The organism is Paenarthrobacter sp. NPDC058040 (genome assembly GCF_042885775.1).
GTDB lineage: Bacteria > Actinomycetota > Actinomycetes > Actinomycetales > Micrococcaceae > Arthrobacter.
Map to the genome: position 1 here is coordinate 13,568 of NZ_JBHVRN010000012.1, position 12,701 is coordinate 26,268.

General features: G+C 65.1%; 12 protein-coding genes. 8 read left to right on the plus strand and 4 right to left on the minus strand.

Annotated elements, in window-relative coordinates; all coding sequences use genetic code 11:
- Positions 1–4: 4 nt before the first annotated feature.
- From ACFVSJ_RS17060 to ACFVSJ_RS17080, 5 genes are read left to right on the plus strand one after another with little or no spacing between them, the layout of a single operon-like run.
- Positions 5–997: an ABC transporter substrate-binding protein gene (locus ACFVSJ_RS17060; protein WP_387438131.1), complete on the plus strand. Its 993-nt coding sequence runs from the start codon at positions 5–7 to the stop codon at positions 995–997.
- The gene (locus tag ACFVSJ_RS17065) at positions 994–2,160 is read left to right on the plus strand and encodes an LLM class flavin-dependent oxidoreductase (RefSeq protein WP_387438132.1); all 1,167 of its coding nucleotides are present in this window, start codon (positions 994–996) and stop codon (positions 2,158–2,160) included. Before ACFVSJ_RS17060 ends, ACFVSJ_RS17065 begins: the two co-directional genes overlap by 4 nt.
- On the plus strand, positions 2,144–2,971 hold the full coding sequence (locus ACFVSJ_RS17070) for a DUF1684 domain-containing protein (protein WP_387438133.1): 828 nt from the start codon (positions 2,144–2,146) through the stop codon (positions 2,969–2,971). The genes ACFVSJ_RS17065 and ACFVSJ_RS17070 overlap by 17 nt, the downstream gene beginning before the upstream one ends.
- Positions 2,968–4,026 (plus strand): LLM class flavin-dependent oxidoreductase, encoded by a 1,059-nt coding sequence (locus ACFVSJ_RS17075; protein ID WP_387438134.1) that lies wholly within the window; start codon positions 2,968–2,970, stop codon positions 4,024–4,026. Before ACFVSJ_RS17070 ends, ACFVSJ_RS17075 begins: the two co-directional genes overlap by 4 nt.
- A 9-nt stretch (positions 4,027–4,035) precedes the next feature.
- Positions 4,036–5,382 (plus strand): NtaA/DmoA family FMN-dependent monooxygenase, encoded by a 1,347-nt coding sequence (locus ACFVSJ_RS17080; protein WP_387438135.1) that lies wholly within the window; start codon positions 4,036–4,038, stop codon positions 5,380–5,382.
- A gap of 181 nt (positions 5,383–5,563) precedes the next feature.
- On the opposite strand, the gene ACFVSJ_RS17085 is transcribed toward ACFVSJ_RS17080, so the two are convergent.
- From ACFVSJ_RS17085 to ACFVSJ_RS17095, 3 genes are read right to left on the minus strand one after another with little or no spacing between them, the layout of a single operon-like run.
- Positions 5,564–6,778 carry an FG-GAP repeat domain-containing protein gene (locus tag ACFVSJ_RS17085; RefSeq protein ID WP_387438136.1) on the minus strand — a complete coding sequence of 405 codons (1,215 nt, stop codon included), beginning with the start codon at positions 6,776–6,778 and terminating at the stop codon, positions 5,564–5,566.
- Positions 6,779–6,831: 53 nt separating this feature from the next.
- Entirely contained in the window at positions 6,832–7,293 is a 462-nt protein-coding gene (locus tag ACFVSJ_RS17090) for a GNAT family N-acetyltransferase (protein WP_387438137.1), read from the minus strand.
- Between the two features lie 18 nt (positions 7,294–7,311).
- Positions 7,312–8,199: a helix-turn-helix transcriptional regulator gene (locus ACFVSJ_RS17095; protein WP_387438138.1), complete on the minus strand. Its 888-nt coding sequence runs from the start codon at positions 8,197–8,199 to the stop codon at positions 7,312–7,314.
- Between the two features lie 117 nt (positions 8,200–8,316).
- On the opposite strand from ACFVSJ_RS17095, the gene ACFVSJ_RS17100 reads away from it, so the two are divergent.
- Positions 8,317–9,204 (plus strand): aldo/keto reductase, encoded by an 888-nt coding sequence (locus tag ACFVSJ_RS17100; protein ID WP_387438139.1) that lies wholly within the window; start codon positions 8,317–8,319, stop codon positions 9,202–9,204.
- A gap of 66 nt (positions 9,205–9,270) precedes the next feature.
- On the plus strand, positions 9,271–10,200 hold the full coding sequence (locus ACFVSJ_RS17105) for a threonine/serine dehydratase (RefSeq protein WP_387438140.1): 930 nt from the start codon (positions 9,271–9,273) through the stop codon (positions 10,198–10,200).
- 149 nt (positions 10,201–10,349) lie between these two features.
- Here the strand turns inward: ACFVSJ_RS17105 and ACFVSJ_RS17110 are convergent, their stop codons facing one another.
- Entirely contained in the window at positions 10,350–11,333 is a 984-nt protein-coding gene (locus ACFVSJ_RS17110; protein ID WP_387438141.1) for an ABC transporter substrate-binding protein, read from the minus strand.
- A gap of 270 nt (positions 11,334–11,603) precedes the next feature.
- Here ACFVSJ_RS17110 and ACFVSJ_RS17115 point away from each other — a divergent pair, with 270 nt between their 5' ends.
- Positions 11,604–12,593, plus strand: coding sequence for an LLM class flavin-dependent oxidoreductase (locus tag ACFVSJ_RS17115; protein ID WP_387438142.1), 990 nt, complete (start codon positions 11,604–11,606; stop codon positions 12,591–12,593).
- Positions 12,594–12,701 lie beyond the last annotated feature (108 nt).

Sequence of the window (12,701 nt, forward strand, 5' to 3'; positions counted from 1 at the left end):
CTCCATGCTTCGCACCACCGGCACCACAACCAAAGGCAAGCTCCTGGCACTCGCGGTGCTTCCCGCCGTCGTTCTTCCCGTCCTGGCCGGCTGCTCCGATCCCGGCGCCTCGGCTGCCAAACCCGAGTCCGCGGCAGCCAAGAACGGCGTGGTGTACAACACCTCCGTGGACCAGAACCGCATCCGCGTTGAGAAAGACGCAACTGCAGCAGCTGCCGTTCCGGCTGCCATCTCCAAAGACGGCAAGCTGACGGTGGCCACCACGGCCGGTGCCATCCCGTTGTCCTTCCATGCCACGGATGACAAGACCCCGATCGGCGTTGAGATCGACATCGCCCAGTTGGTCGCGGACAAGCTCGGCCTGGACCTGGACCTGCAGGTGACCTCGTGGGAGAACTGGCCGTTGAAGACCCAGTCGGGCGACTTCGAAGCAGTCTTCTCCAACGTCGGAATCAATGCGGCCCGCGTCAAGCTGTTCGACTTCTCCACGTACCGCGCGGCCTACATGGGCTTCGAGGCGAAAAAGAGCTCCAGCTACGACATCAAGGGCTCGGACGACATTTCCGGCCTGAAGATTTCCGTTGGCTCGGGCACCAACCAAGAGAAGATCCTGCTGGCCTGGAACAAGGAACTCGAAGCGAAGGGCAAGGCTCCGGCCACGCTGCAGTACTACTCCTCCGATGCCGACACCATCCTGGCGCTCTCCTCGGGCCGCACGGACCTCAACCTCGCCCCGTACCCGTCCGTGACGTACCGCGAGAACACCCGTGACGACCTCAAAGTGGTGGGCAAGGTCAACGCAGGCTGGCCCTCTGAAACGCTGGTGGCAGCAACCACGCTCAAGGGCAACGGACTGGCCCCGGCCATCACCGATGCGTTGAACTCCACCATCAAGGACGGCTCCTACGCCAAGGTCCTGGAGCGCTGGGGCCTTTCCGAGGAAGCCGTGCCGGAGTCCAAGACCGTCACCGAGGCTACCTTTGGGACGGGCAAGTGAAATTCCAGGTCCTGGATATCATCCCCCACTTGAAGAACCCGGTGACGGGGGAGATCGTCTCCACCGCTGACCGGCTCAACCAGGTGGTGGAAACCGCCCGCCGCGCCGAGGAACTCGGTTTCGACAGCTTCTCCGTTGGGGAACGTCACGCAGGCGAGTTCGTCTCGTCATCCCCGACGACGGTCCTCGCCGCGATTGCCGCCGTCACCACTCGCATCCGCCTCCAGACCGGTGTCACCGTGCTCTCCGTCCTGGACCCGGTGCGCGTGGCCGAGGACTACGCGACCATAGACCAACTTAGCCGTGGCCGCCTGGAACTGGTGATCGGCAAGGGCAACGAGGTGCTGCAGTACCCGCTGTTCGGCCTTTCCCTGGATGACCAGTGGGACCTCCTGGCCGAGAAGTACGCGTTGCTCCGCTCGCTGTGGCGCAAGGAGAGCGTTACGTGGTCCGGTCGGTTCCGCCCCGCGCTCACCGAACCAACCACGACGACGCCACGCCCCTTCGCCGGTTCACCCCGGATTTGGCACGGCTCGGCTACAACCCAGACTTCCGCGGCGCTCGCAGCCAAGTGGGGCGATCCGCTGTTCACGGCCAACGCCATCCAGCCCCGGGAAAACTACAAGGTCCTGATCGACCACTACCGCGAAGAGTACGAACGTCACGGCCATGATCCGCGGCACCAGTACATCGGTTCGGGCAGCGGCGCCGGGGGCGTGTTCATCGCGGACACCACCCAGGAGGCCAAGCGCCAGTACGGTCCGGTGTATGAAGGGCTGACGGCAGGCCGCAATGTGCCGGGCAACAACTCGCCCTTCCGGGACATCGACCATGCCGTGGCCGAGGGGCCGGCGCTGGTGGGAAGCCCGGAACAGGTCATCGACAAGATCCTCAGCTACCACTCGCTGTATGGCCATGACCTGCAGTCGATCTCCTTGCCCACCACGCTGCCGTTTGAACAGCAACTGGAGATCCTTGAGCGTTTTGCCCAAGAGGTCATTCCGGCCGTCCGTGCTTCCGCTCCCACCACCTTGTGGGAAACCGGGGATCCGTTCGCAGGCCGCCCGGAGTTTGCCGGGGCCACCGAACCGGACGCAGCAGCAACCGTCACCGCCGACCATGCTTTGAACAGGAGCGATACCGCACATGTCTACGCACACTGAAACTGCGCTCGAAGCCTTTGACGAGGAATGGCAGGAATGGCACGCAGCCCACGAACGCCACCGCGCCCACCCGCATGGCTTCCTCGCCGTTACCCATCTCCATTGGCTGACCGCCGAACCGACCCGGCTGGATGGCGCGCCGGGAACCTGGAGCGCGGAGGCCGACGTCGTACGCGTTGTCCTGGAGGCGGGCGAAACCCTTGTCCGGGATGACATCGAACTGAACACCGGCGAAGTAATTGAGCTTGGGCCCATCGAGGAACGCGGTGGCATCAACCTGGTGTCCGGAGACACCGTCATTGAGGTGGCAAAGCGCGGCGGCGAGTACATCGTGCGGCCACGCAACCCGGAGAACACGCTCCTGAAGGAGTACCAGGGCACATCCGCCTACACGCCCAACGCCGCCTTCGCGGTAGCCGGGACGTTCGTGCCGTTCGACGAGCCGCGGTCAACCACCGTGGGCGCCGCCGTCGAAGGCATCCAGCACGTCTACGAAGCCCCGGGTGAAATCCGCTTCAAGCTCGCCGGCCAGGAGCTCGCACTGACCGCGTTCAACGGTTACGCGCCGGGGTCCTTGTCCGTGCTGTTCACCGACCAGACGTCCGGCAAGACCACCTACGCGGCCAACCGTTCGCTGTCCGTGACACCCTCCGCCGACGGCTCCCTGCAGCTCGACTTCAACCGTGCGGTCAACCTGCCGTGCGCCTACACCGACCTCGCCACCTGCCCGCTTCCGCCCGCCGAGAACCGGCTGCCCGTGGCCATCGAAGCCGGCGAAAAGATTCCCTACGAACGTCAGGACCAAAAGTGAGCTCCAACAACAAGCCCGGATTCCTGGCCATCGAACTTGACGGCGCTGGCTGGGACGGTGGCTCCTTCGGCAGCCTCGCCGAAGCGGTCCTCGCCGCCGAGTCCGCCGGATTCCACGTGGCAACATTTGCCGATGCGCCGGACGCCGGACGCGTCAATGCCCTCCAGCGCGCAGCTTTTGCCGGCCCGATCACGCGGACCATCGCGCTTGCACCCGAGGTGGACACCGCCTACACCGAGCCTTTCCACATTTCCACGCAGCTCGCGAGCCTGGACTACGTGTCCGGCGGCCGTGCCGGGTGGATCGCCACCGCAGCAGAATCGCCCGAGGCTGCTGCCGCCGTCGGACGTTCTTTCGTCACCGGCGAGGCACTGGGCCAGGAAGCGGCCGCGTCGATCGAGGTTGGTCGTCGCCTGTGGGACTCCTGGGAGGACGACGCCGTGATCCGCGACGTCGCTACCGGCCGGTACATCGACGTGGACAAGCTGCACTACGTGGACTTCGAAACGCCCTCCGATTTTGCCGGGACAGCCTACTCCGTGAAGGGCCCCTCCATCATCCCGAGGCCGCTCCAGGGCCAACTGCCTGTCCTGGCTTCGGCAGCCCTGGTCAGCGAAGGCGCGGTGCCCGCGGATGCCGTGGACGCTGTGCTCGTGACCGCTCCTACCCCCGAGCTGCTGGCTGGCGAGGTCCGCGACGTGCGCGCCCGCCTGGGCGCTTCGGTGGCGATTGTGGCCGAGCTCGACGTCGTCCTCGACTCCCGCGGTGAGGCGGCCGCGTCGCGTGCCGGGTCAGGTAACGAACGTGCGCAGTATGTTGGTTCGGCGGCCGGGCTCACCGAGCTGCTGGACGCGCTGCTGCAGGAGGCCGACGGCGTTCGGCTGCACCCGGCTGACTTGGCGCTGGAACTCGACGAGCTGTCCCGGTTGGTCCTGCCGGAACTGCGCCGCCGTGGTTCGTTGCGGGCGCCGCTGCAGGACGCGACGTTCCGTGACCTTCTGGGCCTGGAACGGGCCGACAACCGCTATTCGACCTCCGCTTCCGCTGGTAAGTAAGGGAACACCATGACACGCGACATCTTCCAGCCGAGCGGCCAGATCCAGTTCGGCATCTTCTTCCAGGGCGTCAACTCCGGCACCATCTGGAAAGCTGCCGAATCCGGCTCGCAGACCGACTTCGAGTCCTTCCGCCACATTGTCCAGACCGCTGAGCGTGGCAAGTTCGCTGCGTTCTTCCTCGGCGAAGGGCTGCGCCTGCGCGAGCACCTTGGCCGGCCGCACGCCCTTGACGTCGTGGGCCGCCCTGACGCGCAAACCATGCTCGCCGCCTTGGCTTCGGTGACCAAGAACATTGGCCTGGTGGCAACGCAGAACACCACCTACAACGACCCCGCGGACCTGGCACACCGCTTATCCTCCCTGGACCTGATTTCCGGTGGCCGCGCCGCCTGGAACATCGTCACCACGGACAATGCCTGGACGGGAGCCAACTTCCGCCGCGGTGGCTACCTCGACCACGCTGACCGGTACAAGCACGCTGAGGCCTTCGTCGAGACTGCCAAGCGCATCTGGGACTCGTGGGAGACGGAATCCGGTCCTGCCCGCCGGGTCCTCCATGAAGGCCAGCACTACACCGTGGATGTCACTCCCCGCCTGCCGCGCAGCGCCCAGTACCGTCCCGTGCTGTTCCAGGCCGGTGACTCACCCGACGGCCGTGATTTTGCCGCCCGCCAGGCAGACGTGATCTTCTCCGCCCACCCCAAGTTCGACGACGCCGTGGAATTCCGCCGCGACATCGTTGCCCGTTCGGTTGCTGCCGGGCGCGGGGCCAACGCCGTGCAGATCATGCCGGCCAGCGAGTTCATCCTCGCTGCGACACCCGAAGAAGCACAGGAGAAGAAGGACTGGGTCCGCAGCCTGCAGATCGGTCCGCAGCAGGCCATCGCCTACCTGGAACAGTTCTGGGGCCGTGAGCTCTCCTCCTACGACCCCGATGGTCCCCTCCCGGAGATCGATCCCGTGGTGGAGGAAACGTCCGAGACCCGCGGCAGCGGATTCCACGGTGCCAAGGCCCGCCAGCTCGCCGACCAGTGGCGTGCCGAAGCCAAGGACAAGGGCCTCTCCATCCGCGGATTCGTCACGTCCAAGACCGCCCGGATCGATGCGACCTTCACGGGTTCCTACAACGCGGTGGCAGACCACCTCGCCGAGTACGCCCGCGTTGGTGCCGTGGATGGCTTCAACATCTCGCCTTGGCTGATCCCCACCGGCCTGGACGACATCGTGAACCGCCTGGTTCCGGAGCTCCAGGAACGCGGCGTCTACCCCACGGAGTACCGCGGCACGACGCTGCGCGAAAACCTGGGCCTCGAGACGCCGGTCCGTTCCAGTGAGGTCCTCCAGGCATCATGAGGAAGTTGCTCGATTTTGCTGGATCATTCCTCCGCCGCTTCCGTTCCTGCCTGGAATCGCGCGGCACTGGACGGGTGGGTAGTGGAATGATCCAGCAAAATCGGCCGCAGTCCGACGGCGGGCAGGGGACAGTGCGCCTCCAGCTCGCCGTGTGGGAGCAGCAACTCTAGCCCTTGGCAGGCTAGAGCAGCTCGCGGAACACGTTCCAGCCCGAGCCGACGGGACCGTAGGGACCCCACAGCACGCCCGTGGAGGCGCCGGTTGAATAGGTCACCAGGTCACCGTTTCCGTTGACCGCGAACAGGTTGTTGTAGCGCTGGTGGCCGAAACTGCCCAGGCCGGCGATGTTCGTGAACGTGTCCCAGCCTCCGCTGATTACGGCGGAGGAGTCCCAACCGCCTTCGCCATCGGCCCGGTAGATGGAGATGTTGCCGTTGCCGTCCCGGCCGAAGACCTCCACGGGGCCATCGCCGTTCATATCGCCGCCGGTGATGATCTTGTTCATCACCTGCCACCCTTGGCCCACCTTGGACCGGGAGAGCCAGCCGCCTTCTCCGTCGCCCGGGTAGAGGTAGAGATCTCCGGCCGCGTCGCGGGCCAAGACATCGTTGAGGCCATCTCCGTCGAAGTCGCCCGGGCCCACGATCGAATCGAAGATGTTCCATCCCTGGCCCACCTGGCGCCTTTCCTGCCAGCCTCCGTCGCCGTCGCCGGGGTAGAGGAAGAGCTTGCCTGATGCGTCCGTGGCGAGAAGGTCGTTGAAACCATCCCCGTCGAAGTCACCAGGGGAGAAGACGATTCCCATCGCATCCCAGCCTTGGCCCACCTGACGAGGTTCGTCCCATTCCCCGAAGTACGTGGGGCAGGCACCCTCGCAACTGCCGGGAATGTAGGTGTACGTCCGCGGGTAAAGGATGAGCTTGCCGTCCTGCGTGCGGCCCAACGCCTCGAAATTTCCGCGGTCCGTCCAGCCCATGGCACGTGATGAGGCTTTGACCGGGGCTGTGTCCGGGCTGATGCGGGTTTCGTCAGGGCAACTCGGTTCAGCCGGCGTGGAAGGGTGGACCTTGAGGGCCAGTCTGTGGCCAAGGTCCGCGGGCACGATCTTGAGCACCTCGCCTTGGCGCTCCGGTGGCAACGCGACACCGTCCCGCAACCACTCGGCCCGGTAGCCGTTTGGGGTGGTGCCGTCCGGGTTCTTGCAGCCCGCGTACTCGTAGTCGTACTGCTTGCGGAGTTCGGCACCAACGTAGGGGACACCGTCAATGATGGCCGTTGGGCCGACGGCCGGCGCCGGGGGCGCGGCTTGGGTGGCCGGAGCTGCGCCCACGAGTGACGCTCCCACCATCATTGCTGCTGCCGCGAAGATTGCCGTGCGCGCTCGAAAATTCCCCATTGTTCCCCCCGGAAGCCAGCATCGATAGTGCGTGGGTCTGTGCTGAGCGTACCTCACCGGTGGGGGTGCTGGGCAGGAGTTCCGGGAGCCACCATGAACACGTCCACGGGATCCTCGGACTCCAGCTTGAAGCCCAGCCGCTCGTAGAGGTTCCGCGCGGGGCTGCCCTGCAGGACGTTGAGGCGAAAAGGTCTGCTGTCCGCGAAGGTTGCCATGACCCGGCGGAGGACCGCTCCGCCCAGACCACGTCCCTGATGCGCGGGTGACACATAGAAGTGTTCGATCCACTGTTCGTCTTTTTCAGGCCTCACCGCGATGACCCCGGCGTCTGTTCCCTGGACCCGGACCACATACGTGTTCTCGGGACAGAAGGCCTCCAGGAAGCGGTTCCGGACGCGGACAGAATCGAACCTGCCGAGGCGTTCGAGGTCCGGACGCATCACCACGGCGCGAAGCTCGGCAATCCAGTCGGCGTCGGAGCTGGTGGAGGGGCGGAGGGTGAACTGTTCAGGCACTTCACCAGCCTAAGTCGTTCAGCCCTTCTCCTGGACCGGGTTGTCCCTGACCGTAGTCTCCTTTTGCGTCGCCACCCAACTTGCGAGCACCTTGAGGGCATCCTCGGAAGGCGTTGCCGGATCAGCGGTGTACACGTTGATCCGCAATCCAGGGTCTGCGGGGAGCTCAAGCGCTTCGAAGCTCAGGTCCAGGTCACCGACAATCGGGTGATGGAGCCGCTTGCGTCCGGTCCGGTGGTACTTCACATCGTGCCGCGCCCATCTGGTCCTGAATTCCTCGCTCCGGGTTGAGAGTTCGCCGATCAGGTCAGTCAGGTCCTTGTCGTACGGGTTTTTCCCTGCGGTGGAACGAAGCACGGCCACGATGTCGTCCGCGCTGCGCTCCCAATCGGCAAAGAACTGGCGCGCCTTGGGATTCAGGAAGGTGAAGCGGGCACTGTTCGGCGGTGTGGTTTCCTCGGCCATCAAGTCCATATACAGCGCCGCCCCGAGCTCATTGGACGCCAACACATCGCCACGGTCGTTACGGACCCAAGCGGGCGCCGTCGTAATGGCATCGATGACGCGTTGAACGCTCGGGCGGACAGTCCGCGGGCTCCGTTTGCGCCGCGCCTTTGGGGCGGCCGTGGCCGCGCGGGCCAGATCGAAAAGGTGGGCCGTCTCGGCGTCGTCAAGCTGCAACGCGCGGCCGAGCGCCTCCAGGACGCTGTCCGAGGCGCCTGACAGGTTCCCGCGCTCAAGCCGGATGTAATAGTCGATGCTCATGCCGGCGAGCATGGCCACTTCCTCGCGGCGGAGCCCAGCCACGCGTCGGTTGCCGCCATAGGCAGGCAGTCCCGCAGCCTCTGGCGTGATGCGTGCCCGCCGGGAGGTCAGGAACTTCCGAACGTCGTCACTGTGTGTCATGCCAGCAACGCTACGCTGCCCGGGTCCAGCGAGGGAGGCACCGCCATTACTTGGGACCGCCAAGGGGGTAATGACGGGCACTCCCACTGCCTTGCTGCCGTACATAGCGTTGTTGGCATGACTATCGAACTGACCCTCAACAATGGCGTGACCATGCCGGCACTCGGCTTGGGCGTCTTCCAAAGCGCACCGGAAGAAACGACGGCGGCCGTCGAGGCCGCGCTCGCGGCCGGCTACCGGCACATCGACACTGCGGCGGCCTACGGTAACGAGCGCGAGGTCGGCGAAGGCCTTCGGGCCTCGGGGCTGGACCGGGCCGAGGTCTTCATCGAGACCAAAGTCTGGGTGAGCGATTACGGCTACGAGGAGACCCTGCACGCCTGGGACAAAGCTGTGGGCAAGCTGGGCGTGGACTACCTTGACCTTTTCATCCTCCACCAGCCCGCGCCTGACCGCTTCGACAAGACCATCGCGGCGTACAAGGCCCTGGAGCAGTTGCTCTCCGATGGGCGGGTCCGTGCCATCGGCGTGAGCAACTTCATGCCGCACCACCTTAAGGAACTGCTGGCTTCCACGGATATTGTGCCGGCGGTGAACCAGATTGAGCTGCACCCCTACTTCACGCAGCCGGACGTCCAGGCAGCGGACGTTGAACACGGCATTGTCACCCAGGCGTGGTCGCCGATCGGTGGCATCACCTTCTACCCGGGCTGGGGAGAAGAACGCCGGAACGTCATGGAGGATCCGGCGATTGCGGCGATCGCCCGGGAGCACGGCAAGACGCCGGCGCAGGTCATGATCCGCTGGCACCTCCAGCAAGGCCGCTCGGCCATTCCGAAGTCCACCAACCCCGGGCGCATTGCCGGGAACTTCGATGTTTTCGACTTCGAACTCACCGCGGGAGACCTCGCTGCCATCGACGCGCTGGACCGTGGGGTACGGAACGGCCCCGACCCGGACGTAGCCCGGCCTGAGCGTTTTGCCATGGTGATTCCCGAAGCCTGATCGTCCGGATAGGGATGTCCGTTGCCTGCCTGACCGTAGGATGAAACGGACGAAAGGGGCAGGCTCATGGTCACGCGCGAAGAGGTGGAAGCCGCATACTCCAGGACGTCGGGGTGGGTGCGCCATACGCCGGTTGCGGAAAGCGGCAACCGGGAACCGTATCACTTGTGGTTCAAGCTGGAATACCTGCAGCACACGGGGTCGTTCAAGGCCCGGGGCGCTTTCAACCGGCTCCTCACAGCGCGGGAAAACGGGCAGCTGAATCCGGAGATCGGGGTGGTGGTCGCATCCGGAGGCAATGCGGGGTTGGCCAATGCCTACGCCGCGGCCAAGCTGGGCGTTCCGGCTACTGTCTTTGTGCCCGAGTCGGCTCCGGCCAACAAAGTCCACAAGCTCTACGCCATTGGTGCCCGCGTGGTCCAGGGTGGTGCGGAATACGCAGAAGCCTACGCCGCGGCCGTCGCCTTCGCTAAGGAGAAAGGCGCCGTCTACTGCCACGCCTACGACCAGCCGGAGATCGTGGCCGGTGCCGGCGGTGTGGGGCTTGAGCTCCTGGACGAACTGCCCGACGTCGAGACGATCCTCGTTGCTGTAGGTGGCGGCGGGTTGATGGGCGGCATCGCGGCAGCGGTTGAGGGCAGGGCGCGCGTGGTGGGAGTGGAACCGGAAACCGTGCCCACCCTGCACACTGCCTTGGCCCATGGCGAACCGGTGGACGTGCCCGTTTCCGGAATTGCCGCTGACTCCCTCGGCGCACGGAGGGTAGGCGAAATCGGCTTTGGCGTAGCGAAGCGGACCGGGGTTCAAAGCGTCCTGGTCAGCGACGACGCCATCATCGACGCCCGCCGCAGACTTTGGGAGGGCCACAGGATAGTGGTGGAACACGGTGCCGCGGCTGCCTACGCCGCGCTGCTCTCGGGTGCCTACGCCCCGCGCGATGGTGAGACGGTCGCCGTCGTGCTTTGCGGCGCGAACACGGATCCTGCGCACCTCTGAGCACCCAAGTAGGTCGCATTTGTGCGCGTTTTGACGCCTCAAAACGCGCACAAATGAGACCCAGTTGGGCAGGCGGGCACAAAGAATCCCCGCCGGTTGGTGTCCGGCGGGGATTCGGCGTCGGCAGGTCTGCCTGCCATGAGCGGTTCCTACTTTTTGGGCAGGCCTGCCGGGTTCAGTTCGGAGGCCGGGATCGCCTCGGAGGAGAGGCCCCAACGGTCCAGGATCTTGCCGTAGTTGCCGTCCTTGATGAGCTTGTTCAGGGCGGTCTGCGCTGCGACGGCCAGGCCGTTGCCCTTCTTGGTGGTGAACGCGATCTCGGCCTTCAGCGGCCAGCCGCCTTCCAGCGTTCCTACCTGCTTGGTCTTGCCATCCTTCGCAGCCTTGTAGGCGGCGGAAGCGTTGGGACCGAAGGTCAGGTCCGCGCGGCCGGACTGCAGGGCCAGCTGGGAGGCGGAATCGTCGTCGTAATACTGGAAGTCGACCGGCTTCAGCCCGTTCTTCTTGTTCTCCTCGTCCCAGCGGACCAGGATGGCTTCCTGGTTGGTTCCGGAGCCCACGATGATGCGCTTGCCCGCGACGTCCTTGGCTTCCTTGACCTCGCCGATGTTCGAATCGCTCTTGGCGTAGAAGCCCAGGAGGTCGTTTCGGTAGGTGGCGAAGTCGAATTTTTCCTTGCGGGCTTCGGTCACCGTGACGTTGGAGAGGACGGCCTCGTACTTTGCGGATTCGATGCCCAGCGGCCAGTCCGCCCAAGCAACAGGCAGAACCTCGACCTGGAGGCCCAGGGTCTCGCCGACGGCATAGGCGATGTCCACTTCGCTGCCGATGAGGGTCTTGTTGTCGGTGGCGAAAAGGCTCAAGGGAGCTGCGCCGCCGGTGGTCACGACGGTGAGCTTGCCGTCGGCCTTGATGGCGTCCGGAACCTGCGCTGCAGCTGCGGAGTCAACGCTGACCTTGATGCGGTTCTGCTCCGGAGTGAGGTTGAATTCCTTGGTGCTGGAGCTCGAAGCCGCGTTCGACGTCGGTGCTGTCGCCGCCGTTGCGCCCGGGTCGGAGCAGGCTGCGAGGCCTAAGAGAGCGGTTGCGGCCAGCGCCGCAGTGACGCCGGTTTTGGCTGCAAATCGTGCCATGGTTTCCCCTTTTGGTTTGCCTTCGTGAAAGTCTGATGCGTACTTGTGGCTGCAACTATCCGGCAGGCCGGAGAGCAGGGTCAAAGCACTTTGACACGCTGGGATACAAGGGTTCACGGCGGTTAACGGGACGTAGAACAGGGTCATAATCGCTGGTCCCAGGGCACCGCGACGCAACTCACAGAAATAAGCCGGGTACCGCCGTCGTTGTCGGTTAAGTGCGCCGCCTCCTGTTTGCGGCCACCGCGAAACGTACCGAAAGGCATCCCCGTGACTGTTCCTCTGTCCATCCTCGACCTGGCGACCATTGGAAAGGACCAGACGGTAGCTGAAAGCCTCGCCGGCAGTGTTGCCATGGCGCAGAAGGCCGAAGAGCTGGGGTACCGCCGGGTCTGGTACGCCGAGCACCACAACATGTCCGCCATTGCGTCCTCGGCCACCAGCGTCCTGATCGCCCACGTGGCCGCGCACACCAACACCATCCGGCTGGGGGCGGGCGGCATCATGCTCCCCAACCACTCGCCGCTGACCATCGCCGAGCAGTTCGGCACCCTGGAGACGCTGCACCCGGGCCGCATCGACCTGGGCCTGGGACGCGCTCCCGGCAGCGACCAGAACACCATGCGGGCGTTGCGTCGGGACCACACCTCGTCTGACAGTTTCCCGCAGGACGTCCTGGAACTGCAGGGCTACCTCACGGGACCCACCCGCATCCAAGGCGTGGAGGCGACGCCGGGCAAGGGCACCAATGTGCCGCTGTACATCCTGGGTTCGTCCCTCTTCGGTGCGCAGCTTGCGGCCCAACTGGGGCTTCCGTACGCCTTTGCTTCACACTTTGCGCCCGCCGCCCTGCGCGATGCGGTGGCTATTTACCGCCGTGACTTCAAGCCCTCCGAGCAGTTGTCCGAGCCGCACGTCATCGCCGGAGTCAATGTCACCGCGGCAGACACCAACGCGGAGGCGCAAGCCATCCATCTCGCCGTAAAGCGTGCCCGCGTTTCGCTGTTCTTCGGCGGCGGACGGCAGTTCACCGATGACGAGGCGGACCTTGTCCTGGACTCCCCGCAGGGACAGCACATCGCCCAGATGATGAAGTTCTCGGCCGTGGGTACCCCCGACGTCGTCCGTGAGTACCTCGACGAATTCGCCAAGCATGCCGACGCCGACGAACTCATCGTGGCCCACCAGAGCACAGGCACGGAGGAGCGCCTGCGCTCGGTGGAGTTGGTGGCCGAGGTGGCCGGACTGGTCCCGGCCTGATCCGGACCTGTGTTGGCCCGGGGGACAGGCGCCGGGCCGCCAAAGAAATTTAACGCACCTGCAACTACGAGGTATACGAGGGAAACAATTCGGGCGGAAACTATACGT

Excerpts from the sequence above, each read along its gene's own strand:
- ACFVSJ_RS17060 (WP_387438131.1), top strand. The coding sequence starts at position 5 with ATGCTTCGCACCACCGGCACCACAACCAAAGGCAAGCTCCTGGCACTC.
- ACFVSJ_RS17110 (WP_387438141.1), bottom strand. The coding sequence starts at position 11,333 with ATGGCACGATTTGCAGCCAAAACCGGCGTCACTGCGGCGCTGGCCGCA.
- ACFVSJ_RS17100 (WP_387438139.1), top strand. The coding sequence starts at position 8,317 with ATGACTATCGAACTGACCCTCAACAATGGCGTGACCATGCCGGCACTC.
- ACFVSJ_RS17095 (WP_387438138.1), bottom strand. The coding sequence starts at position 8,199 with ATGACACACAGTGACGACGTTCGGAAGTTCCTGACCTCCCGGCGGGCA.
- ACFVSJ_RS17085 (WP_387438136.1), bottom strand. The coding sequence starts at position 6,778 with ATGGGGAATTTTCGAGCGCGCACGGCAATCTTCGCGGCAGCAGCAATG.
- ACFVSJ_RS17080 (WP_387438135.1), top strand. The coding sequence starts at position 4,036 with ATGACACGCGACATCTTCCAGCCGAGCGGCCAGATCCAGTTCGGCATC.
- ACFVSJ_RS17070 (WP_387438133.1), top strand. The coding sequence starts at position 2,144 with ATGTCTACGCACACTGAAACTGCGCTCGAAGCCTTTGACGAGGAATGG.
- ACFVSJ_RS17105 (WP_387438140.1), top strand. The coding sequence starts at position 9,271 with ATGGTCACGCGCGAAGAGGTGGAAGCCGCATACTCCAGGACGTCGGGG.